Here is a 23,419-nt window from a genome sequence, read left to right on the forward strand (position 1 = left end):
GTGTTATCATTTTAAAGATTCTGTGTATTTAAAACTGCCAGTATGTGCTTATCAACTTAGCAATTCATTAAATCAATTTCCAGTTGAAGGAGTGTTCATTACATGTCATTAAGAGAAGAAGCATTACATATGCACAAAGAGAATCAAGGCAAACTCGAATCAAAATCAAAAGTACAAGTGAAAAACGCAAAAGACTTAAGCTTGGCTTACTCACCGGGTGTTGCTGAACCATGTAAAGATATTTATGACGACACAAGCAAAGTGTATGATTATACAATGAAAGGCAATATGGTCGCTGTTGTGACAGACGGAAGCGCTGTTTTAGGGCTTGGAAACATTGGTGCAGAAGCATCTCTTCCAGTGATGGAAGGGAAAGCTGTATTATTCAAAAGCTTTGCAGGCGTTGATGCATTCCCAATCGCGCTTTCCACAAACGATGTAGACAAAATCGTTGAAACAGTGAAGCTTCTTGAGCCAACGTTTGGCGGTGTGAACCTTGAAGATATTGCAGCTCCTAACTGCTTCATCATTGAAGAGCGTTTGAAAAAAGAGACAAACATTCCTGTTTTCCACGATGATCAGCACGGAACAGCGATTGTGACAGTGGCAGGACTTGTGAATGCCCTTAAACTGTCTGGAAAATCAATGTCTTCAATTAAAGTGGTTGCAAACGGCGCTGGAGCAGCAGGTATTGCGATTATCAAACTTCTTTATCATTTCGGTGTACGTGATATCATCATGTGTGATACAAAAGGCGCTATTTATGAAGGCCGCCCAAATGGTATGAATGCAGTGAAAAACGAAGTAGCTAAATTCACGAACCAAGACCGTAAAGAAGGTTCTTTAGAAGAAGTCATTGAAGGCGCAGATGTCTTCATCGGCGTTTCAGTAGCAGGTGCTTTAACAAAAGAAATGGTAGGAAAAATGGCAAAAGATCCTGTGATCTTCGCAATGGCTAATCCAAATCCAGAGATCATGCCAGAAGATGCACATGCAGCAGGTGCAAGTGTTGTAGGAACTGGTCGTTCTGACTTTCCAAACCAAGTGAACAACGTACTTGCATTCCCAGGTATTTTCCGCGGAGCGCTCGATGTACGGGCAACACATATTAACGAAGAAATGAAAATTGCAGCTGTTGAAGCGATTGCTTCTCTTGTATCAGATGAAGAATTGACAGCAGAATACGTCATTCCTGCACCATTTGATGCACGCGTAGCACCAGCGGTAGCAAAAGCAGTAGCAAAAGCAGCAATGGAAACGGGTGTTGCAAGAATTAAAGTAGACCCAGAAGCTGTTGCAGAAAAAACAAGAAAATTAACGATTATCGGCGAGTAATCGAACTGGAAAAGTGTGCACGTTCTTTCTGAATTTGGATGAAAAACGTGCACCATTTCCTCTCTTATGTGAAATTTTTTTCATCCGGAATGAGATTTTTTTGTAGACGTTCACAATTCAAATATATCAACTGCTCAGCGCCCCAAACCTATACTCATTTCTCATCAATTCCCCCCTGAAAAAATTGAATGAAGGATGACAGCGTTTGACAAAAAAAGTACAATAGTTTCGGTACAGTTATGACATGTCCTATAATAGTGGATGTGCGTGTAAAGAAAAAACCCTTCAAAAAGGGAGGTAGTCATTTGTCAATCAAGAACATTTTCAGTAAAAAGAAAAAGTATGCTTCTGTACCCTCTGAACAGGCAAGTCAAGATGTGCCTGAAGGCATCATGACCAAATGTCCGCAATGTAAAAAAATAATGCTCACCAAAGAACTAGATAAAAATTTACGTGTTTGTATGAATTGCGGCAGACATTTGCAAATGAATGCAAAACAGCGTATTGAAAGCCTTGTAGACGAAGGCACATTTGAAGAATTTAACGGACACCTCATTTCTGAGAACCCGCTCGGTTTCCCAGGCTACGAAGAAAAGCTTGAGAAAGACAGAGAAAAAACATCTTTGAATGAAGCCATTGTGACAGGTAAAGGTGAAATTGAAGGCCAAAGTGTTGTGATCGCTGTCATGGATGCCACATTCCGTATGGGCAGCATGGGCTCGGTTGTGGGTGAAAAGATCACACTGGCGATCGAGAAAGCAAAAGCGGACAAGGTGCCATTTATTATCTTTACTGCATCTGGAGGAGCAAGAATGCAAGAGGGTATTCTTAGTCTGATGCAGATGGCCAAAACAAGCTCAGCATTAAAGCTGTTCAGCGAGGATCAAGGTTTGATTATCTCAGTGATGACGAACCCTACAACTGGCGGTGTATCAGCTAGTTTTGCGTCTCTCGGTGATTACAACTTTGCAGAGCCGGGAGCATTGATTGGTTTTGCTGGCCGCAGAATCATTGAACAAACCATTCGTGAAGACCTGCCAGAGGACTTCCAAACGGCTGAATTTTTATTGAAGCATGGTCAGCTCGATGCTGTGATCCACCGTGCCGACATGAAAGAAACATTAGGCCGAATCTTAGCATTACACAGCACAGGAGGTGAACGAGAGTGGCTGGAGAACTAGAATTTGAAAAACCTGTCATTGAACTTCGAGCAAAAATTGATGAATTGAAAAAGCTCACACAAAATTCAGAGATGGATTTAAGTGCGGAAATTGAGCGCCTTGAAACACGTCTGAGTAAGCTTGAAGCGGACATTTATACAAATTTAAAGCCGTGGGACAGAGTACAAATTGCTCGTCATGCGATGCGCCCAACAACTCTCGATTACATTCAAGAGCTGTTTGACAACTTTTTCGAATGTCATGGTGACCGTTTCTATGGCGATGATGAAGCCATCGTTGGAGGAATTGCTACGTTTAAAGGGCTTCCTGTCACAGTTATTGGCCATCAGCGCGGAAAAGACACAAAAGAAAACTTGCGCCGTAATTTCGGGATGCCTCATCCAGAAGGTTACCGTAAAGCATTGCGCTTGATGAAACAGGCAGATAAATTTAATCGCCCTATCATTTGCTTTATTGATACAAAAGGAGCTTATCCTGGTAAAGCAGCTGAAGAACGCGGACAAAGTGAAGCAATTGCGAAAAACTTATTCGAAATGGCAGGACTTCGTGTACCGGTTGTCTGTATTGTCATTGGAGAAGGCGGAAGTGGCGGGGCACTGGGCTTAGGCGTAGGAAACCACCTATTCATGCTAGAGAACTCAACGTATTCAGTGATTTCACCTGAAGGTGCAGCAGCACTGCTCTGGAAGGACTCGTCACTTGCTAAAAAAGCTGCAGAAACAATGAAAATTACCGCTCCAGACCTAAAAGAATTAGATATTATAGATGATGTTATTAAAGAAGTGCAAGGTGGAGCACATCGAGACGTGAAACAACAAGCAGCCTACATGGAAAAAACATTGAAACAATCACTTTCATCTTTGCTCAAACTTTCGCCTGAAGAATTAGTCGAACAAAGATATCAAAAATACAAAGCAATCGGGAAAGTCTCGATTGAAAATCAATATATTGGGGTAAACTAAATAAACGTACAGCCTTTTGGCTGGCGTTTATTTTTTTCGTCTTTTTCATGAAACACCCCCTTATGTAAGCGCTATTTGAAAATAATTTTCTTTTGTTTTCATAAAATTTGAAACGTCTAAAAACCTTGATATGATAAGGTTTAGAGCACTTGAACTGACTAGTTGCTCAAAGATTTGCTTTCATATCTTTCTTAACTTTTGTTTAAAAACAGTTTATTTAATTGTATAATAAGGACGGTTTTAGAAATTCATATTGAAAACATCTGGTTTGGCTCATGATTGTTTTCAAGCAATGGAAATGGTATGTTTAATTCATATATGGTCTCTGAGGTGAAAAAGATGAAGCGTATAGGAGTTTTAACGAGCGGTGGGGATTCCCCAGGAATGAATGCAGCTGTGCGCGCAGTTGTAAGAAAAGCAATTTATCATAATGTTGAAGTTTATGGTATTTATAATGGATATTCAGGTCTAATTAACGGTAAAATTGAGAAACTCGAAATAGGTTCGGTAGGCGATATCATTCATCGTGGAGGAACAAAACTTTACACGGCAAGATGTCCTGAATTCAAGACAGTTGAAGGCCGTGAAAAAGGGATTGAAAACTTAAAAAAATTCGGTATCGAAGGACTTGTTGTCATCGGTGGAGATGGCTCATTCATGGGAGCGAAGAAATTAACAGAGCTCGGTTTTCCATGTGTAGGTGTCCCGGGCACGATTGATAACGATATTCCAGGTACTGATTTCACTATTGGCTTTGATACGGCACTTAATACAGTGATTGATGCCATTGATAAAATTCGTGATACAGCCACATCTCATGAACGTACATACGTAGTTGAAGTAATGGGAAGACATGCTGGAGATATTGCCCTTTGGTCAGGTCTTGCGGGCGGAGCCGAATCCATTTTGATTCCTGAGGCAGACTATGACATGGACGAAATTATTGCCAGGTTGAGAAGAGGACATGAGCGCGGCAAGAAGCACAGTATCATCATCGTAGCAGAAGGCGTAGGCAGCGGTGTTGAATTTGGTAAGCGAATTGAAGAGGAGACAAGCCTTGAAACGCGTGTATCTGTCTTAGGGCATATTCAGCGCGGAGGTTCTCCAAGTGCGTTTGACCGAGTGCTGGCAAGCCGTTTAGGAGCGTATGCAGTAGAACTTCTTCTTGAAGGAAAAGGCGGACGCTGTGTAGGCATTCAAAGCAATGAACTCGTTCACCACGATATTTTAGAAATCTTAGATAAAAAACATACAGTCGATCAAAATATGTACCGACTTTCACAAGAGCTCTCTATATAAAACGAGAAGACCTTAGGAGGAACAGTAATGAGAAAGACAAAAATCGTTTGTACAATTGGTCCAGCAAGTGAAAGCATTGAAAAGCTGACTGAATTGATTGAAGCAGGAATGAATGTAGCCAGACTAAACTTCTCACATGGAGATTTTGAAGAGCATGGTGCACGCATTGAAAACATTCGTAAAGCAGGTAAAGCATTAGGCAAGGACATTGCGATCCTTCTTGACACAAAAGGTCCAGAGATCCGTACACGTACAGTTGAAAACGGCTCAATTGAGCTAGTCGCTGGTGATGATCTTATCGTTAGTATGGAAGACATTGTTGGGAATAAGGAAAAAATCAGTGTGACATACGAAGATTTAATTCATGATGTAGAAGTGGGTTCAACGATTTTATTAGATGATGGTCTTATTGGTTTAGAGGTAAAAGAACTGAACATGGACCGCAAAGAAATCGTCACAAAGGTCATGAATACAGGCACCCTCAAAAACAAAAAAGGTGTGAACGTACCAGGAGTCAGTGTGAACCTGCCAGGTATTACAGAAAAAGATGCCAATGATATTCTGTTTGGAATTGAACAAGGCGTCGATTTCATCGCAGCTTCTTTTGTTAGACGAGCTTCTGATGTTCTTGAAATTCGTGAGCTGCTTGAAAAGAATAACGCAGCTGACATTCAAATCATTCCGAAGATTGAAAACCAAGAGGGCGTTGATAACATTGATGAAATCCTTGAGGTATCAGACGGCTTGATGGTGGCACGTGGAGATCTTGGTGTAGAGATCCCGGCAGAAGAAGTACCGCTTGTTCAAAAAATGCTGATCAAAAAATGCAATCGTTTAGGCAAGCCTGTCATCACAGCTACTCAAATGCTGGACAGCATGCAGCGTAACCCGCGCCCAACTCGAGCGGAAGCAAGTGACGTGGCAAATGCCATTTTTGACGGCACAGATGCCATTATGCTTTCTGGTGAAACAGCAGCTGGGACATATCCAGTGGAAGCTGTTCAAACGATGCATAACATTGCATCACGTTCAGAAGAAGCACTTAACTATAAAGCCATTCTTTCTCGCAGAAGCGAAGAAGTAGAAGTCAGTATTACAGATGCCATCGGTCAATCTGTAGCACATACAGCGATGAAGCTTGATGTGGCAGCGATTGTGACGCCGACTGAGAGTGGTCATACAGCGAGAATGATTTCAAAATATAGACCAAAAGCACCAATCGTTGCAGTAACAGCAAACGAATCAGTGGCTAGAAAGCTATCTCTTGTCTTCGGTGTATTTGCGAAGAGCGGATCAAATACGTCTTCTACAGATGAAATGCTTGAGAATGCAGTAGAAAAGTCAATTGAATCTGGCTATGTAAGACATGGCGACCTGATTGTCATTACAGCTGGTGTGCCAGTTGGCGAAGCAGGTACAACGAACTTAATGAAAGTGTATGTTGTTGGCGATATCATTGCGAAGGGTCAAGGAATTGGCCGCAAATCTGCATTTGGACCGGTTGTCATTGCACAAAGCGGAAAAGAAGCAGACGAAAAAATGTACGATGGTGCGATTCTTGTAGCAAACTGCACAGATCGTGATATGATGGGTGCTTTAGAAAAAGCTTCTGCCCTTATCACTGAAGAAGGCGGTTTAACAAGTCATGCAGCAGTCGTTGGGCTCAGTCTTGGCATTCCGGTGATTGTTGGTCTTGACAGCGCAACAACACTTCTAAAAGAGGGCGAAGAAATTACAGTAGATCCATCACGCGGAGCGATCTACAAAGGCCGTGCAAGCGTCCTTTAAATCACACTCGAGGGGAGTTGTCTGACTCCTCTCTTTTTTTATGTTACACTAAAAAAAGCAACAGCTTTCGATGAAAGAGACCCCATGAGGTGATATGGTTGAAAAAATATTTTCTACTATTATTCATTCTGTTTCCCGCAGTGGAAATTAGTTTATTTTTAATCTCAAGTAAAATCATTGGCATTTTACCAACGATGCTAGTCATTGTGCTGACAAGTGCACTAGGTGCTTACTTTGCAAGAAAACAAGGAATGGAAGCATTCCAAAAAGTGCAACGAGATTTACAATATGGCAAGATGCCAGGGGCAACCATTGTTGATGGTTTCTGTATTCTTATCGGCGGATTACTGCTGCTCATTCCTGGATTTCTATCAGATTTGATTGGGGCTTTTCTGCTCATTCCGGTGACGAGAAAACGGATCAAGCCGCTCTTTGAGCGCTGGCTTAGAAACATGTCCAATCGCAATCGTTATACGATCATTCGTTAAAGAGACCTGCAGCTGAGGTCTCTTTTACTTTTGCATACCATACCGAATGTACTGATAAATTTCGCTGAAAACACCAGCATTACGAAACGCCTGCCACACGACAAGAGAAGCGGGACCTAGAGCAAGTCCTAGAAAACCAAACCATTTTAATCCAACAAATAGCGCCACAAGTGTTGCTAAAGGATTAAGCCCAATCGATTTACTTAAGACTTTCGGCTCTGATATTTGTCTTTGAATGAGCACCACGATATACAAAATGCCTAGCCCGATGGCAAGTGAAAGATTTCCTGTCATGGCGGAGTAAATGATCCACGGAAGAAAAACAGTACCGCTGCCGATGTAAGGAAGTAAATCGACAAGTCCAATACAAAGAGCGATCACAATCGCATGCTCGACCTTTAAGATGATCAGCCCAATCAGCACAATACCGATGGTCATGGCAACGAGCAGAAGCTGGGCTTTCATAAAGCCAGTAATGGCTTTTTTGATTTCAGATAAGATTGCGCGTGTATGCAGCATCCACTTTGCGGGAAAGATACGGGCACCATATTTTTTTAATGTAAACCAATCTTTTGTGATAAAAAAAGTCGCCAGTGCGGAAAATAAAAGAGTCGCTGCTGCATCAGGCAAAAGACCTAAAAAAGCCGGAATGAATTCAAGTGTTTTTGAAAGAAGAGCTCCGACTTTCGCCGCTGCTTCGTCGCCAAGCGCTTGAATTTGTCCCAAAATAGACTCCTTTTGACCAGCTTGAAGTGTATTAAATTGAGCAGTCAAATCATGATATAAAGGTAGAATTTTATCAGTGAAAAACCGTTCCACAATACTGACCATTTGATCAAGATGGCCAGGTAGAACCTTTGCTAAATAAGCACTTCCTGAAATGATTTCCGCCACTAAAAGCGTCATGAAACCTGCTGCCGCCACTAAAAAGAGCAATAGCACAATGATGACGACAAAACCTCTTGGCATCCCGGTCATTTCTTCTATTTTACATACGGCTGGATGAATCAAACATGACAGGGCAAGTGCAATCCAAAATGGATATAAAAACGGAAAAGACTGATATAAAAAGACAACAGCAAAAACGGCAATGCTGATGATCATCAAACTGCGCAGAAAAATGGCCACATAGGTGTGATTCACACAATCCCCTCCAAAAAACAAGCATGTCCGATACTTCATTTTATTCAAAAAGATTAGTAATATGAAAAGGTCGCAATAAAAAGAAAGGAAGTGGCGGCATATGTTGACACAAGCCAATTTATTTTTGGCTCTTTTACTCGTTATTGCACTCATTGCGAAGAACAATTCGTTAATTTTAGCGGTTTCTGTGCTGATTGTGATTAAGCTCATGGGCCTGGATCAAAAAATTTTCCCGGTTCTGCAATCTAAAGGCATCAATTGGGGTGTAACCATCATTACAATCGCTGTACTTGTACCGATTGCAACAGGTGACATTGGATTTAAACAGCTTGGAGAAGCGATGAAATCTTCCTATGCTTGGATTGCACTTGGAGCGGGTATATTAGTAGCACTGATTGCAAAAAACGGCATTGTGCTACTCGAAAATGATCCCCATATTACGGCGGCGCTTGTATTCGGTACCATTTTGGCCGTCAGTTTATTCAAAGGTGTGGCTGTCGGTCCGCTGATTGGTGCAGGAATTGCCTATTTGGCGATGCAGGCTGTGAAATTTTTCAGCGGATGAAAAGAGAGTGGCGTATGTCACTTTCTTTTTTATTTTTTCTTACGCGAGCTTTTGCAAAAAAACATAATTAAATATATTAAAAGTAGCAAAATCCCTTTATTCCATGCCCTAAACGGCAGGCTGGAAAAAAAATTATCAAAAAAAATTATAGTTAAACATTTAACAAATGTCTGATTATTGTTTATAATGGGAATAGGCTTAATTTTGAACTCATTGATCACATAGGAGAAATGAGGTTAAAAGCGCTCTAACCATATAGGTAAATGTAAGCATTTTCTTTTTTGAACCTGCCAGCATATTCAGGTTGGATAGCGCTTTCAAAAAGCGAGAATTCTGCAACAAAGGGGAATCTTTTTAAAAAGGGGAGATTGAACATGACAGCAACAAGAGGTCTTGAAGGTATTGTGGCAACAACTTCATCCGTAAGCTCAATTATTGATGATACTCTTACTTATGTAGGGTACAATATCGATGATTTAACTGAAAAAGCTACATTCGAAGAAATTGTCTACCTGTTATGGCACTTAAAGCTACCGAATGAGCAAGAGTTGAGTGAGTTAAAGCAGCAGCTCAATGAAAATGCTCATATTCCGCAAGAAATCATTGAGCACTTTAAATCTTACTCGATGGATGGGGTTCATCCAATGTCTGCGATTCGTACAGCCGTATCCTTACTAGGTTTACTAGATGACGAATCAGAGATTATGGACAAAGAAGCGAATTACAGAAAAGCCATTCGATTACAGGCGAAAATTTCTGGACTTGTCGCTGCATTTTCACGCATTCGAAAGGGACTTGAGCCTGTACAGCCAAAAGAAGAGTACAGCTATGCTGCGAACTTCTTGTATATGCTAAATGGTGAAGAGCCATCACCAGTAGAAATTGAGGCAATTGATAAGGCCCTCATTTTACATGCGGATCATGAATTAAACGCCTCGACATTTACAGCGCGTGTATGTGTTGCTACACTATCAGATATCTACTCTGGTGTAACAGCGGCTATCGGTGCGCTTAAAGGACCACTTCATGGCGGCGCCAATGAAGGCGTAATGAAGATGCTTTCAGAAATTGGCGAACTTGAAAACGTAGATTCCTATATTCATGGTAAGCTAGAGAAGAAGGAAAAAATTATGGGCTTTGGCCACCGCGTATACCGTAAAGGTGACCCGCGTGCAAAGCATTTAAAAGAAATGAGCCAGCGTTTAACAAACCTCACAGGCGAGCCGAAATGGTATGAAATGTCTGTTCGCGCAGAGGAAATCGTGACATCAGAGAAAAATCTTCCACCGAATGTTGATTTTTATTCTGCTTCTGTCTATCACAGTCTTGGGATTGATCATGACCTGTTTACACCTATTTTCGTGATCAGCCGATTCTCTGGATGGATTGCTCACATTTTAGAGCAATATGACAACAATCGTCTGATCCGTCCAAGAGCTGAATACATTGGGCCTGATCTTCAAACGTTTGTTCCGATCAGTGAAAGAGACTAATGTTTATAGAATAAGCGGAGGCTGATCCAAACAAACCCATCAGCCTCCATATCAACAAAAAATGAATCATGTGAAAAACTTCTTCGCTTGCAGACATCAAGCCAAGAAGTTTCAAATATTCACTACATAATCTGGGAGGTAATATCATTGTCACAAGGCGAAAAAATTACAGTTACTGGCGGCGTATTGAATGTACCAAATAATCCAATTATCCCGTTTATCGAAGGGGACGGAATTGGTCCTGACATTTGGAAAGCAGCATCAAGAGTTCTTGAAGCCGCTGTTGAAAAAGCATATAAAGGTGAAAAGCAAATCACTTGGAAAGAAGTATATGCAGGTGAGAAAGCTTACAATAAAACTGGAGAGTGGCTTCCAGAGCAAACGCTTGAAGACATTCGTGAATACTTAATTGCCATCAAAGGACCACTGACAACACCAATTGGTGGTGGAATCCGTTCATTGAACGTGGCACTAAGACAAGAACTTGATTTATTCACATGCTTACGTCCAGTTCGCTGGTTCAAAGGCGTACCATCTCCTGTGAAACGTCCAGAAGACACAGATATGGTTATCTTCCGTGAGAACACAGAAGATATTTATGCAGGGATCGAGTATGCAAAAGGATCAGACGAAGTGAAGAAGTTAATCGACTTCTTGAAAAACGAATTAGGTGTGAATAAAATCCGTTTCCCAGAAACTTCAGGTATCGGAATCAAACCAGTTTCTGAAGAAGGAACATCTCGCCTTGTCAGAGCAGCTATTCAATATGCAATCGACCAAGGTCGTAAATCTGTGACACTTGTTCACAAAGGAAATATCATGAAATTTACAGAAGGTGCCTTCAAAAACTGGGGCTACGAAGTGGCTGAAAAAGAGTTTGGCGACAAAGTCTTTACATGGGCACAATATGATCGTATTGTAGAAAAAGATGGAAAAGACGCGGCAAACAAAGCGCAAAGTGAAGCAGAAGCTGCTGGGAAAATCATTGTCAAAGACAGCATTGCAGATATTTTCCTTCAACAAATTTTAACTCGTCCAGCTGAGTTCGATGTTGTGGCAACAATGAACTTAAACGGAGACTACATCTCTGATGCACTTGCAGCACAAGTGGGCGGAATTGGTATCGCACCGGGTGCGAACATCAACTACGAAACAGGACACGCTATCTTTGAAGCAACTCACGGAACAGCACCAAAATATGCTGGTCTTGATAAAGTGAATCCGTCTTCTGTTCTTCTATCAGGCGTGCTTTTACTAGAGCACCTTGGCTGGCAGGAAGCAGCTGATCTCGTGATTCAATCTGTTGAAAAAACAATTGCTTCAAAAGTCGTCACGTACGATTTTGCTAGATTAATGGATGGCGCAACAGAAGTGAAGTGTTCTGAGTTCGCTGACGAGCTCATCAAAAACTTGTCTTGATTCTTAAACTTTAAAGTTAAAGGGGAAAAGGGAAATGGCAAACAAGCGTAAAAAAGTATCTGTCATCGGAGCAGGCTTTACTGGAGCCACTACAGCATTTCTAACAGCTCAAAAAGAATTAGCGGATGTCGTATTAGTTGATATCCCGCAGCTTGAAAACCCGACAAAAGGGAAAGCACTTGATATGCTGGAAGCAAGCCCTGTTCAAGGCTTCGATGCGAATATTACAGGAACTTCTAACTACGAAGATACAGCCGGTTCTGATGTCGTGGTCATTACGGCAGGAATTGCAAGAAAGCCGGGAATGAGCCGTGACGACCTCGTGTCAACAAATGAAAAAATCATGCGCAGTGTGACACGCGAAATCGTCAAATATTCTCCAGAAGCGATCATCGTTGTGTTAACAAACCCAGTTGATGCAATGACATATGCAGTTTATAAAGAATCAGGATTACCAAAAGAAAAGGTCATCGGACAATCAGGCATTCTTGATACAGCCCGTTTCCGTACATTCGTTGCACAAGAACTAAACCTATCTGTTAAAGATGTGACAGGATTTGTTCTTGGCGGGCATGGCGACGACATGGTTCCGCTTGTTCGTTACTCTTATGCAGGCGGTATCCCGCTTGAAACATTGATTCCTAAAGATCGAATTGATGCGATTGTGGAAAGAACAAGAAAAGGCGGCGGTGAAATCGTCAACCTATTAGGTAACGGTAGTGCGTATTATGCACCTGCTGCTTCACTCGTTGAAATGGTTGAGGCCATCTTAAAAGATCAGCGCCGCGTCATCCCAACGATTGCATACCTTGAAGGTGAATATGGCTACGAAGGCATTTACCTTGGTGTTCCAACAATCGTAGGCGGAAACGGCCTTGAACAGATCATTGAGCTTGAACTGACAGAAGAAGAAAGAAGTCAGCTTGATCGCTCTGTTGAGTCTGTTAAGAACGTCATGAAAGTATTGTCTTAATATGAATAAAAAAGAAGACTTCTCTTAAGGGGAGTCTTCTTTTTGTTTACAAAATAAATCTTGTCGAAATTTTAAATTGTCCTCTTGTTAAGCTTTCGTTAAAATGAAAGAGAAAGCATGACTTCTCGCTTTTCACATAAGATACAAAAAAACGGATGCAGGGGAAATCACTAATTGGAGGCACAACATGAATAAAAAAATATTAGTTGTGGATGATGAAGAATCGATTGTAACACTTCTAAGCTATAACCTTGAAAGGGCGGGCTACGATGTCGTCACAGCAAGAGACGGAGAAGAAGCGCTTGAAAAAGCGGCAAGTGAACAGCCTGATCTCATTGTGTTAGATTTAATGCTTCCGAAGATGGACGGCATTGAAGTGTGCAAGCAGCTGAGAATTCAAAAAATGATGTTCCCTATTTTAATGCTGACAGCAAAGGACGATGAATTTGATAAGGTGCTCGGTCTTGAACTTGGAGCCGATGATTACATGACAAAACCGTTCAGTCCTAGAGAAGTGGGTGCTCGGGTAAAAGCGATTTTGAGAAGAGCGCAGCAATCTCAACCTGCCCCTTCGCAAGAGGAGAAGGAAGAGATCATTGCAGACCAAATGAAAATTGGTGAACTGCGCATTTTACCCGAACATTACGAAGTCTATTTCCAAGAAGAACGTCTGGAGCTCACGCCAAAGGAATTTGAACTGCTGCTTTATTTGGCTAAGCATAAAGGCCGTGTCCTCACGCGTGATCTATTGTTAAGTGCGGTTTGGAATTATGACTTTGCAGGTGATACTCGTATTGTGGATGTACATATCAGCCACTTGCGGGACAAAATTGAAAAAAACACAAAAAAACCAACATATATTAAAACCATTCGTGGCTTAGGCTATAAATTGGAGGAGCCAAAGGCAAATGAGTAAAATTAGAACCCGCCTGTTTTCTGGGCTCATTTTTCTCCTTTTTATTGTGTTTGTCGCACTTGGCCTTTTCTTGGATCATATGTTTCATGTTTTCTATGAAACAAAATTAACGCAGCGAATGGAAAAAGAAGCAAGCTTTCTCCTTTCTTCAATGAATGGGGATGACCTGAAGGCAAAGCAGAACCAGGAGATCCTCAATCAAGCCAAGCAGCATCTCGATATGAATGCGTCGATTGTGGACGTGAAGGGGAATATCATACATACAACGGGTCAAGCAGAGCAAAGAGCTATCATTCAAAACACGCTGAAAAATGAACGCCTCCAAACAAAAGGAACGGTTATTGATGATGAGAAGGATGCGCTTTTTCATTATGCAGTCCCTATTATGAAACAAAACGAGCCGGCGGGATATTTATTTCTCCATGCCTCATACCAGCCTTTAAATGAAATTGACGGCCAGCTCTGGCTTGCATTAGCCTTTTGTCTTGGCTCGGCTATCGTGATCATCGTCTTTTTTGGCTACCGCATGTCGATGAAGTATGTGAAACCGATTGATTATGCCACCAAGGTAGCCAAACAGCTTGAACGTGGGAACTATGATACGAATAACTATGAAGAGCTGATCATTGAAACAAGTGAACTCAATACATCCATGAAGCGTCTGGCAGAAAGCCTTCAAGACATGACAAGCGCTGGTGAAATGCAGCGAGATCGTCTGCAAACAGTCATTGAAAACATCGGAGCAGGGATTATTTTGATTGATAAGATGGGCTATATTCACTTGGTCAATCGAACCTTCCGTAAGCAATTTAAGGTGCAAAAGCATATTTACATGCACAAGCTGTATCATGAAGCCTTTACACATGAAGAGGTAATTGAACTAATTGACGAAATTTTCATGACAGAAACCAAAGTACGCAAGTTTCTGCGTCTTGCTGTTGACATCGAGCGCCGCTATTTCCAAGTCGATGGTGTTCCGATCTTAAGTACAGATGATGAATGGAAAGGAATTGTCCTTGTGTTTCATGATGTGACAGAAACAAAGCAACTAGAACAAATGCGAAAAGACTTTGTCGCTAACGTGTCACATGAATTAAAGACACCGATTACATCTATTAAAGGATTTTCCGAAACGCTTCTCGATGGAGCCATTGATGACAAAGAAGCGCTGACAGAATTCCTTTCAATCATCTTAAAAGAGAGCATCCGTTTAGAAACGCTTATTCAAGATTTACTAGATCTCTCTAAAATTGAACAGCAGCATTTTAAGCTGAATATTCAAGAAGCCAATGCGTCAGAAATCATTCAAGAGATTGAAGTGCTGCTAAAACAAAAGGCTGCAGAAAAAGGCATTCAATTACAAGTACGTGTCCCAAAAGAGCCGGTCTATGTCATGGCAGACCCGCTGAGATTAAAGCAAATTTTCCTCAATCTCGTCAACAACGCCCTCACTTATACACCGGATGGAGGAAGTGTCACGATCACAGCGAGACCGAGGAAAAACAGCTGTGAATTTGATATAGCAGATACAGGGATCGGCATGAAAAAAAGTGAGATTCCAAGAATATTTGAGAGATTTTATCGGATTGATAAAGATAGAAGTAGAAACTCTGGTGGTACAGGGCTTGGCCTTGCGATTGTGAAACACCTTGTCGAGGCGCATGAAGGGACGATTTCTGTCCATAGCAAACAAGGCAAAGGGACGACGTTTACAGTGAGTTTGAAGGCAAAATAGAGTAAAAAGGAAAGTGACGTCAAAATTTACATGATCTTTACAATGAATTCATGTTTTGTTAAACAATCATTGGTAGGATGAATAGGAACCCCTTCATCCAAGGAGCCAATTTTGGAAGGACGAAAACACTTGTTGTTTTCGTCCCTTTTTTTATGCAGGCTCGTCTATTTTCTTTTCAAAATAAACTTTGATAAAATGAACATACAATGTGTGAAAGAGACGACTGAGCCGGCTCAGTCGATGGAGGATTAAAACATGACAGATCAAAAGAAATTAGTACTTGTGGATGGAAACAGTCTCGCCTATCGAGCTTTTTTTGCTTTGCCGCTATTATCTAATGATAAAGGCGTACATACGAATGCCATTTACGGCTTTGCGATGATCTTAATGAAGATGCTGGAGGATGAGAAGCCGACTCATATGCTTGTTGCATTTGATGCGGGGAAAACCACCTTTCGTCACGAGACATTTAAGGAATATAAAGGCGGAAGACAAAAAACACCGCCAGAACTATCAGAACAAATGCCGTTCATCCGTGAGCTATTAGATGCATATCAGGTGAAAAGGTACGAGCTGCCGCAATATGAGGCAGATGATATCATCGGTACACTGGCTGTAGAAGCAGAAAAAGACGGCTTTGAGGTCAAAATCTTCTCAGGAGATAAAGACTTAACACAGCTTTCAACAGACCGCACGACGGTAGCCATTACGAAAAAAGGCATCACTGAAGTAGAATACTACACACCGGCCCATATTGAAGAGAAATATGGCCTGCGCCCAGATCAAATCATCGACATGAAAGGACTGATGGGAGATTCATCAGATAATATCCCAGGCGTTCCTGGTGTTGGTGAAAAAACAGCGATCAAATTGTTAAAGCAGTTTGGAACGGTTGAAAATCTACTTGAACATATTGACGAAGTCAGCGGGAAAAAGCTAAAAGAAAAGCTTGAAGAATATAAAGAACAAGCGGTAATGAGTAAAAAGCTGGCGACGATTCTCGTAGAAGCACCAATTGATGTGTCAAGCAAAGATCTCGCTTATGAAGGCCCTCACATGGAGCAGGTCATCTCCCTTTATAAAGAACTGGGCTTTCAAACGCTGCTAGAGCGTTTAGGAGAAGCGCCAGAATCAGATGAACCAGTTGAAATAGACGAAATAGATGTGAAGAAAATAACAGATGTCACAGAGGACATGCTGACAGATCATGCGGCGCTTGTGGTAGAACAGCTGGGAGACAATTATCACGAAGCAGATTTGATCGGTTTTGCGATCCATAATGAAAACGGTGCGTTTTTTATCACAAAAGAAGATGCTCTTCAATCAGAAGCGTTTAAACAATGGGCGCAAGATGAAACGAAGAAAAAATGGGTCTTTGATTCCAAAAGAGCGGTTGTCGCCCTCAGGTGGCATGGTGTTGATCTAAAAGGTGTCGATAACGACGTCTTGCTCGCTTCCTATGTCGTCAATCCACAGAAATCCTATGAGGACGTGGCAAGTGTGGCGAAGGAATACGGCCTGAATATCGCCCTTTCCGATGAAAAGGTATACGGAAAAGGAGCGAAGCAGGCCATTCCGCCAGAAGATGAGCTCAAAGATCATCTTGGACGGAAAGCAGCGGCGATTTCTGCCCTGCATGATTTGACACTTGAAGCGTTAGAAAAAAATGATCAGCATGAGCTGTATGAAGATTTAGAGCTGCCACTTGCGCTTATCTTAGGTGAAATGGAATCTCTTGGGGTAAAAGTGGATATTGAACGCCTTCAGAAAATGGGTGAAGAACTAACGAAGAAGCTGAAGGAGTATGAAGAAACCATTCACCGTTTAGCGGGAGAAACCTTTAACATCAATTCACCGAAGCAGCTTGGTGTGATTTTATTTGAAAAATTAGGACTGCCGATTATCAAAAAGACCAAAACAGGCTACTCTACGTCTGCGGATGTTCTTGAAAAGCTTGAAGACAAGCACGAAATCATTCGGTCGATTCTGCATTACCGCCAAATTGGCAAGCTGCAATCTACCTATGTCGAAGGCTTAATGAAAGTGACGCGCAAAGATACCCATAAAGTCCATACAAGATTTAATCAGGCGCTTACACAAACAGGAAGACTAAGCTCTACAGACCCAAATCTTCAAAACATCCCGATTCGGTTAGAAGAAGGCCGAAAGATTCGACAAGCATTTATCCCGTCAAAAGAGGGCTGGCTTATGTTTGCTGCTGACTATTCTCAAATCGAGCTGCGTGTACTTGCGCACATTTCTCAAGACGAGAACTTGATTGAAGCCTTTACGCAGGATATGGATATTCACACGAAAACAGCCATGGATGTGTTCCATGTCTCGGAAGAAGAAGTGACTTCCTCTATGAGAAGACAAGCCAAAGCTGTCAACTTCGGAATTGTGTATGGAATTAGTGATTATGGCCTTTCTCAAAACCTTGGAATTACAAGAAAAGAAGCAGCCGCCTTTATTGAACGCTATTTAACAAGTTTTAAAGGCGTCAAAACATATATGGAAGAGATCGTGCAGGAAGCAAAACAAAAAGGCTATGTCACGACGCTTCTCAAACGCAGACGATATATCCCGGATATCACAAGCCGTAATTTTAATATCAAAAGCTTTGCGGAAAGAACGGCAATGAACACACCAATTCAAGGCAGTGCCGCAGATATCATTAAAAAAGCAATGATTGATATGGTGCGAAAGCTAAAAGAAGAAAACTTGCAGGCAAATCTTTTATTGCAGGTGCACGATGAACTGATTTTCGAAGCACCGAAAGAAGAAATCGCCATACTAGAAAAAATTGTCCCTGAAGTGATGGAAAACACACTTCAGCTCGATGTGCCGCTAAAAGTCGATTTTGCTTCAGGCCCATCTTGGTACGACGCTAAATAAAGAGAGAACAAAGGAGCGAGGAGCATGCCGGAATTACCAGAAGTTGAAACCGTCCGGCGAACTCTCAAGCGGTTAGTCAAAGGAAAAACGATTGAAACGGTCGATATCAAATGGCCAAATATCATCAAACGTCCTGGGGAACCGGAAGAGTTCGCTAGAAGGATGGCAGGAGAAACCATTCAAACCATTGAAAGAAGAGGGAAGTTCCTACTCTTTCATTTAGACCACTATGTGATGGTCTCCCATTTAAGGATGGAAGGGAAATACCGTGTACATGAAGCAAATGATCCTTATGATAAACATGTACACGTCGTCTTTACGTTTACAGATGGGACCGAGCTTCGGTATCATGATGTACGCAAATTTGGCACAATGCATCTCTTTCATCCAGGGGAGGAAGAAAAAGAACTTCCGCTGTCTCAGCTCGGATATGAGCCTTTTTCAGACGCATTTACACCAGCATATCTATGGGAGCAATTGAAGAAAACCTCCCGCGTGGTCAAAACAGCTTTACTTGATCAAAAGATTGTTGTAGGACTTGGTAATATTTATGTGGATGAAGTTCTATTTAAGGCAGGCATTCACCCAGAAACAAAAGCAAATCAGCTAAGCCTTGAATCATGCAAGGTGCTCCACAAACATATCATCGACACGCTTCAAGTCGCAGTTGATGCGGGAGGAAGCACCATTCGCTCTTACATCAATTCACAGGGCGATATTGGCACATTTCAAATGCAGCTTCTTGTATATGACCGGCGGGGAGAGCCGTGCCAGACATGTGGAAGTATCATCGAGAAAACAGTTGTTGGAGGGCGAGGCACTCATTTTTGCGTGACCTGCCAAAAACGTCCTCAATAAAGGTAAAGCCATCAGCATGCTTCCTTTTTGCCATGCATACGATAAAAAACATTCTTTTTTCAGCGAGGTGTAGACTGACACACAGCCCACCTGCTCTTCATATAGTGAAGAAGAGTCTAAGGACGCCTAGAGACTCTTGATCATCGTTGCATGAACAGAAAGGAAGAGTTCAGGTATGATTTCGTTTTCGCTTCTGTTTTTAGCTATTGCAGTCAGCATTGACAGCTTTTCTGTAGGCTTTACGTATGGTCTTCGCAAAATGAGAATTCCATTTAAAGCCATTGTCATTATTGCCTGTTGTTCAGGAATTGTGCTGCTGATTTCCATGCTGATTGGGAACCTCTTGACGACATTCCTCCCTGTCTCAGTGACCGATAAGCTTGGCGGAGGAATCTTGATTGCGATTGGACTTTGGGTGTTGTATCAATTTTACAAACCAGCGAAAGAACGTGACTTGCTTCTTCAAGAAAGAACACTCGTCAATGTAGAAGTGCAGTCGCTCGGTCTTGTCATTCAAATTTTACGAAAGCCGACAAGTGCAGATATTGACCGCTCTGGTACGATCAATGGGATAGAAGCTGTGCTCCTTGGGATTGCTTTATCTATTGATGCATTCGGAGCAGGGATCGGCGCAGCGATTCTAGGGTTTTCTCCAATTGTGATGAGTATAACGGTTGCGGTCATGAGTTCACTTTTTGTATGTATCGGGATTCGTGCCGGACATTACTTGGCAAATTGGCGCTGGATCGATAAGCTTGCATGCTTACCAGGGTTTTTGCTTATTCTCATTGGTGTATGGAAGCTGTAAAGGAGGAAATCAATTGACGCTTGTCATTGGATTAACAGGCGGGATTGCTAGTGGAAAAAGCACAGTCTCGCAGATGATAAAAGAGAAGGGCATCCGCGTGGTGGATGCAGATGTCATTGCAAAAGAAGTCGTTTCTAAAGGAACGAAGGCCCTTCATCAAATCGTTCAAACCTTCGGTGAGGAAGTCCTCCTGCCAAATGGTGAATTGAACCGGCAGCAGCTTGGAGCAATCATTTTTTCTGACGAAGAGAAAAGAAAACAGCTCAATGCCATCGTTCATCCAGAGGTCAGAAAGGAAATGCTCAAGCAGCGAGATGAAGGGATCAATCAGCAAGAAACATTTGTTGTGCTCGATATCCCGCTGTTATTTGAGAGCAAGCTGGAGGGGCTGGTCGACCGCATCATCGTTGTGTACACGACGCCTGAATTGCAGCTATCAAGGCTCATGAATCGCAACGGCCTTAGCGAGGAAGAAGCGCTGAACCGCATTCACTCCCAGCTGCCTCTTGAGGAGAAATGCCAAAAAGCAGACCGCGTGATAGATAACACAAAAGATCTCGCTTTTATGAGAAAGCAATTACAGAACATATTAAACGAATGGGAACATACAGATAAGTAAGAGTACATACACGTACTCTTCTTTTTTTATGCTTTTTTGTCATTTCCTTTGAAAAGAACAGCCCTTTTTCGAAAATGTACGTTTATATACTGGTAATTACATTCTAATGTGATATACTAATTTCGTGAATGAATTTATTAAGTATAACACATAATAGGGGAGTGACCTGTTCATGAAAGTAAAAGCAGCGATCAATGGGTTTGGCAGAATTGGACGCATGGTCTTCAGAAAAGCAATGCTTGACGATCAAATTCAAATTGTAGCGGTGAACGCAAGCTATCCTGCCGAAACACTAGCACATTTAATCAAATATGACACAAATCATGGACGCTACGAATGTGATGTGACAGCAGAAGATGACGCTTTGATTGTCAATGGAAAAAGAGTGCTTTTGCTCAATAACAGAGATCCAAAGCAGCTTCCATGGGGAGAGCTTGGAATTGATATCGTCATAGAAGCAACTGGGAAATTTAATTCAAAAGATCAAGCGATGAGCCATATAGATGCCGGAGCGAAAAAGGTCGTGTTAACAGCTCCAGGTAAAAATGAAGACATTACAATTGTGATGGGTGTCAATGAGGATGATCTTGATCCTGAAAAGCACGTCATTATTTCAAATGCATCCTGTACAACAAACTGTTTAGCTCCAGTTGTCAAGCTGTTAGATGATGAATTTGGCATCGACAACGGCTTAATGACAACGGTTCATGCTTATACAAATGATCAAAAAAATATCGACAACCCGCACAAGGATTTGCGCCGAGCAAGAGCATGTGCTCAGTCCATCATTCCTACAACGACGGGTGCCGCTAAAGCGCTTTCTTTAGTGCTTCCTCATATGAAAGGGAAATTGCATGGACTTGCGCTACGCGTCCCAGTCTCAAATGTGTCGATGGTCGATCTTGTGGTCGACTTAAAAAAAGATGTGACAGCAGAAGAGGTAAATGCTGCCTTCGCAACTGCATCAAAAACATCTCTTGCTGGCATTTTAGACTACACGGAAGAACCGCTTGTCTCCACAGACTTTAACACAAACCCTTATTCAGCTGTCGTTGATGGACTTACAACGATGGTGATGGAAGGCAGAAAAGTGAAAGTTCTTGCATGGTACGACAATGAATGGGGCTATTCATGCAGGGTGGTCGATCTTGTGAAGTTTGTTGGGGCACAGATGAAAGAGCTGTCTGCTGTTTGAAATGAAGAAGACGAACGTCCCTTTTCAAGAAATGAGAGAAAATCCCACTAAAAACACAGCTTGCAAAATGGGTCTAAACAAAGTATACTATTTTTCGTGAACTTCTTGTTCGCAGACTCATTCGGGTATACTTAAAGGGTTAGGACCTCTTAGGACTAACTTTCCCCCGTGGTATATGTCCGGTCCGGCTGCTTAGAACTTCACTCTTTCATTCTTGTTTAAGGGGGGTCCATGATGGAAACAATCGGACGTCACGTTATCTCTGAATTATGGGGATGCGACTGTGATAAACTGAACGACATGGATTTTATTGAAAAAACATTTGTAAATGCAGCTTTGAAATCAGGAGCTGAAGTAAGAGAGGTTGCTTTTCACAAATTTGCACCTCAAGGAGTAAGTGGAGTTGTCATTATTTCTGAATCTCATCTGACAATTCACAGCTTTCCTGAACATGGTTATGCGAGCATAGATGTTTATACTTGCGGCGATCTAGATCCGAATATTGCAGCAGATCATATCGGAGATGAACTAGGTGCTGAAACAAGAGAAAACATCGAAATTCCTCGAGGCATGGGACCTGTACAAGTGAAACAGGCGCAAGCCAAAGCACTGTAAACATAAAAAAGATTGCAATGGGAGCTGGCCAAAAGCATTAAATGCCTTTGTGTTATGCTCCTTTTTATATTTGTTTCATACACAGCATCCAACATTCTCCAACCTGACTATACTTTTGTTCTAGGAAAACAAAGGTTTTTTTTATAAAATAAAGAAGAGGGTTAAAGACAAAGGGGATACGTGTATGACTTTAGGACAAAAGCTAAAACGATTCATTTCCAATCATACGGAAACATCTGACCATCATCCGGTGTCAGAGCTGAAAAGCCATTACTACAAATCGACAAATACACAAGTTTTTCAAGCGGTGGAAGCCATTCTTTCCCGCAACGAATCCTATCAAGTGACATCTGTTTCAGCAGAACGAGGTGAAATCAGCGCAAACATACGAACGCCGAAAAAAGCCTTTCTCGTGGCGACTGTCATTTCAATTCGTCCTTTTGAAACAGCTGTCGATTTTAATGTGACAACAGAAACGGCCCTGCCAACAGACTTTGGCTTTAGTCAAAAGGCAGTTTTGTCCCTTTATAAAGAACTAGACAAACAACTTCCAAGAATAGATCGGAGCTGATGAAATGAAATGTCCCACATGTCAGCACCTTGGTACAAGGGTGCTTGATTCAAGACCAGTAGATGAAGGGAAATCCATCCGTCGCAGAAGAGAGTGCGAAAGCTGCCAATATCGCTTTACGACGTTTGAAAAATTAGAAGAATTGCCGCTGATTGTGGTGAAAAAAGAAGGAATCCGAGAAGAATTCAGCCGGGAAAAGATGCTAAGAGGACTGATCAAAGCGTGTGAAAAGCGCCCTGTCGCTTTAAAACAGCTGGAAGATGTCTGCTTTAACATTGAAAAGGAATTGCGTAATCAAGGCATGTCAGAGGTGAAAAGCGAGCTTGTCGGTGAAATGGTGATGGACGAGCTGGCGAAAATTGATGAAGTGTCTTACGTCAGGTTTGCCTCGGTTTATCGTCAGTTTAAAGATATCAATGTCTTTATTGATGAATTAAAAGATTTATTAAAGAAAGAACGCTAAAAAAGAGCTGAAGATTCTTCATGCTCTTTTTCCTGCGTAAAGCGTAAAACGCAAAAAGAGTGTACAATGGAAACAACCGCATTAAGGGAGGATCAGCA

Annotated in this window: 21 protein-coding genes; 20 read left to right on the top strand and 1 reads right to left on the bottom strand. The window is 41.8% G+C overall.

The window, feature by feature from the left end:
- Nucleotides 1-102 precede the first annotated feature (102 nt).
- The 6 genes from ystJ (at nt 103) to BK049_RS14225 (ending at nt 7,053) form a co-directional block, all read left to right on the top strand.
- Nucleotides 103-1,335 (top strand): NADP-dependent malic enzyme, encoded by a 1,233-nt coding sequence (gene ystJ, locus BK049_RS14200; protein ID WP_008356068.1) that lies wholly within the window; start codon nt 103-105, stop codon nt 1,333-1,335.
- Between the two features lie 305 nt (nt 1,336-1,640).
- Nucleotides 1,641-2,516, top strand: a complete 876-nt coding sequence (accD, locus tag BK049_RS14205; protein ID WP_008356066.1) for an acetyl-CoA carboxylase, carboxyltransferase subunit beta — start codon at nt 1,641-1,643, stop codon at nt 2,514-2,516.
- Complete coding sequence (gene accA / locus BK049_RS14210; protein ID WP_008356064.1) at nt 2,501-3,478, top strand: acetyl-CoA carboxylase carboxyl transferase subunit alpha; 978 nt, start codon at nt 2,501-2,503, stop codon at nt 3,476-3,478. The genes accD and accA overlap by 16 nt, the downstream gene beginning before the upstream one ends.
- A 339-nt stretch (nt 3,479-3,817) precedes the next feature.
- Nucleotides 3,818-4,777 carry a 6-phosphofructokinase gene (gene pfkA / locus BK049_RS14215; protein WP_008356062.1) on the top strand — a complete coding sequence of 320 codons (960 nt, stop codon included), beginning with the start codon at nt 3,818-3,820 and terminating at the stop codon, nt 4,775-4,777.
- Between the two features lie 27 nt (nt 4,778-4,804).
- Nucleotides 4,805-6,565 carry a pyruvate kinase gene (pyk, locus tag BK049_RS14220; protein ID WP_008356060.1) on the top strand — a complete coding sequence of 587 codons (1,761 nt, stop codon included), beginning with the start codon at nt 4,805-4,807 and terminating at the stop codon, nt 6,563-6,565.
- A 98-nt stretch (nt 6,566-6,663) separates the two neighbouring features.
- Nucleotides 6,664-7,053 (top strand): FxsA family protein, encoded by a 390-nt coding sequence (locus BK049_RS14225; protein ID WP_008356057.1) that lies wholly within the window; start codon nt 6,664-6,666, stop codon nt 7,051-7,053.
- A gap of 24 nt (nt 7,054-7,077) precedes the next feature.
- Here the strand turns inward: BK049_RS14225 and ytvI are convergent, their stop codons facing one another.
- Nucleotides 7,078-8,196, bottom strand: coding sequence for a sporulation integral membrane protein YtvI (gene ytvI / locus BK049_RS14230; protein WP_008356055.1), 1,119 nt, complete (start codon nt 8,194-8,196; stop codon nt 7,078-7,080).
- Nucleotides 8,197-8,296: 100 nt separating this feature from the next.
- Between ytvI and BK049_RS14235 the strand changes: the two genes are divergently transcribed.
- The 14 genes from BK049_RS14235 to nrdR all read left to right on the top strand — a co-directional run bounded on the left by BK049_RS14235 (nt 8,297) and on the right by nrdR (nt 23,321).
- Nucleotides 8,297-8,761: a DUF441 domain-containing protein gene (locus tag BK049_RS14235; protein ID WP_008356053.1), complete on the top strand. Its 465-nt coding sequence runs from the start codon at nt 8,297-8,299 to the stop codon at nt 8,759-8,761.
- A 374-nt stretch (nt 8,762-9,135) separates the two neighbouring features.
- A complete protein-coding gene (gene citZ / locus BK049_RS14240) occupies nt 9,136-10,254 on the top strand; it encodes a citrate synthase (protein ID WP_008356051.1) in 1,119 nt (372 codons plus the stop codon).
- A gap of 147 nt (nt 10,255-10,401) precedes the next feature.
- Nucleotides 10,402-11,673 carry an NADP-dependent isocitrate dehydrogenase gene (icd, locus tag BK049_RS14245; RefSeq protein ID WP_008356049.1) on the top strand — a complete coding sequence of 424 codons (1,272 nt, stop codon included), beginning with the start codon at nt 10,402-10,404 and terminating at the stop codon, nt 11,671-11,673.
- 34 nt (nt 11,674-11,707) lie between these two features.
- A complete protein-coding gene (gene mdh / locus BK049_RS14250; protein WP_008356047.1) occupies nt 11,708-12,646 on the top strand; it encodes a malate dehydrogenase in 939 nt (312 codons plus the stop codon).
- A 187-nt stretch (nt 12,647-12,833) separates the two neighbouring features.
- Nucleotides 12,834-13,562, top strand: a complete 729-nt coding sequence (locus BK049_RS14255; protein ID WP_008356045.1) for a response regulator transcription factor — start codon at nt 12,834-12,836, stop codon at nt 13,560-13,562.
- Complete coding sequence (gene pnpS, locus BK049_RS14260; RefSeq protein WP_071168800.1) at nt 13,555-15,297, top strand: two-component system histidine kinase PnpS; 1,743 nt, start codon at nt 13,555-13,557, stop codon at nt 15,295-15,297. Before BK049_RS14255 ends, pnpS begins: the two co-directional genes overlap by 8 nt.
- 255 nt (nt 15,298-15,552) lie before the next feature.
- On the top strand, nt 15,553-18,192 hold the full coding sequence (gene polA / locus BK049_RS14265) for a DNA polymerase I (RefSeq protein WP_071168801.1): 2,640 nt from the start codon (nt 15,553-15,555) through the stop codon (nt 18,190-18,192).
- A 24-nt stretch (nt 18,193-18,216) separates the two neighbouring features.
- Nucleotides 18,217-19,050, top strand: coding sequence for a DNA-formamidopyrimidine glycosylase (gene mutM, locus BK049_RS14270; RefSeq protein WP_008356038.1), 834 nt, complete (start codon nt 18,217-18,219; stop codon nt 19,048-19,050).
- A gap of 175 nt (nt 19,051-19,225) precedes the next feature.
- The gene (ytaF, locus tag BK049_RS14275; protein ID WP_071168802.1) at nt 19,226-19,858 is read left to right on the top strand and encodes a sporulation membrane protein YtaF; all 633 of its coding nucleotides are present in this window, start codon (nt 19,226-19,228) and stop codon (nt 19,856-19,858) included.
- Nucleotides 19,859-19,871: 13 nt separating this feature from the next.
- Nucleotides 19,872-20,477 (top strand): dephospho-CoA kinase, encoded by a 606-nt coding sequence (coaE, locus tag BK049_RS14280; protein ID WP_008356035.1) that lies wholly within the window; start codon nt 19,872-19,874, stop codon nt 20,475-20,477.
- Between the two features lie 172 nt (nt 20,478-20,649).
- Nucleotides 20,650-21,672 carry a glyceraldehyde-3-phosphate dehydrogenase gene (locus tag BK049_RS14285; RefSeq protein ID WP_008356032.1) on the top strand — a complete coding sequence of 341 codons (1,023 nt, stop codon included), beginning with the start codon at nt 20,650-20,652 and terminating at the stop codon, nt 21,670-21,672.
- 234 nt (nt 21,673-21,906) lie between these two features.
- Nucleotides 21,907-22,287, top strand: a complete 381-nt coding sequence (gene speD / locus BK049_RS14290; protein ID WP_003216492.1) for an adenosylmethionine decarboxylase — start codon at nt 21,907-21,909, stop codon at nt 22,285-22,287.
- A gap of 184 nt (nt 22,288-22,471) precedes the next feature.
- Nucleotides 22,472-22,858 (top strand): hypothetical protein, encoded by a 387-nt coding sequence (locus BK049_RS14295; RefSeq protein WP_008356030.1) that lies wholly within the window; start codon nt 22,472-22,474, stop codon nt 22,856-22,858.
- 4 nt (nt 22,859-22,862) lie between these two features.
- Complete coding sequence (gene nrdR / locus BK049_RS14300) at nt 22,863-23,321, top strand: transcriptional regulator NrdR (RefSeq protein ID WP_003216720.1); 459 nt, start codon at nt 22,863-22,865, stop codon at nt 23,319-23,321.
- Nucleotides 23,322-23,419 lie beyond the last annotated feature (98 nt).

Origin of the sequence: Bacillus xiamenensis (genome assembly GCF_001857925.1) — a bacterium.
Taxonomy (GTDB): Bacteria; Bacillota; Bacilli; order Bacillales; family Bacillaceae; genus Bacillus; species Bacillus xiamenensis.

Coding starts and splice junctions, on each gene's coding strand:
- ystJ (WP_008356068.1), top strand. CDS start 103: ATGTCATTAAGAGAAGAAGCATTACATATGCACAAAGAGAATCAAGGC.
- pfkA (WP_008356062.1), top strand. CDS start 3,818: ATGAAGCGTATAGGAGTTTTAACGAGCGGTGGGGATTCCCCAGGAATG.
- pyk (WP_008356060.1), top strand. CDS start 4,805: ATGAGAAAGACAAAAATCGTTTGTACAATTGGTCCAGCAAGTGAAAGC.
- BK049_RS14235 (WP_008356053.1), top strand. CDS start 8,297: ATGTTGACACAAGCCAATTTATTTTTGGCTCTTTTACTCGTTATTGCA.
- citZ (WP_008356051.1), top strand. CDS start 9,136: ATGACAGCAACAAGAGGTCTTGAAGGTATTGTGGCAACAACTTCATCC.
- mdh (WP_008356047.1), top strand. CDS start 11,708: ATGGCAAACAAGCGTAAAAAAGTATCTGTCATCGGAGCAGGCTTTACT.
- BK049_RS14255 (WP_008356045.1), top strand. CDS start 12,834: ATGAATAAAAAAATATTAGTTGTGGATGATGAAGAATCGATTGTAACA.
- pnpS (WP_071168800.1), top strand. CDS start 13,555: ATGAGTAAAATTAGAACCCGCCTGTTTTCTGGGCTCATTTTTCTCCTT.
- polA (WP_071168801.1), top strand. CDS start 15,553: ATGACAGATCAAAAGAAATTAGTACTTGTGGATGGAAACAGTCTCGCC.
- mutM (WP_008356038.1), top strand. CDS start 18,217: ATGCCGGAATTACCAGAAGTTGAAACCGTCCGGCGAACTCTCAAGCGG.
- ytaF (WP_071168802.1), top strand. CDS start 19,226: ATGATTTCGTTTTCGCTTCTGTTTTTAGCTATTGCAGTCAGCATTGAC.
- BK049_RS14285 (WP_008356032.1), top strand. CDS start 20,650: ATGAAAGTAAAAGCAGCGATCAATGGGTTTGGCAGAATTGGACGCATG.
- speD (WP_003216492.1), top strand. CDS start 21,907: ATGGAAACAATCGGACGTCACGTTATCTCTGAATTATGGGGATGCGAC.
- BK049_RS14295 (WP_008356030.1), top strand. CDS start 22,472: ATGACTTTAGGACAAAAGCTAAAACGATTCATTTCCAATCATACGGAA.
- nrdR (WP_003216720.1), top strand. CDS start 22,863: ATGAAATGTCCCACATGTCAGCACCTTGGTACAAGGGTGCTTGATTCA.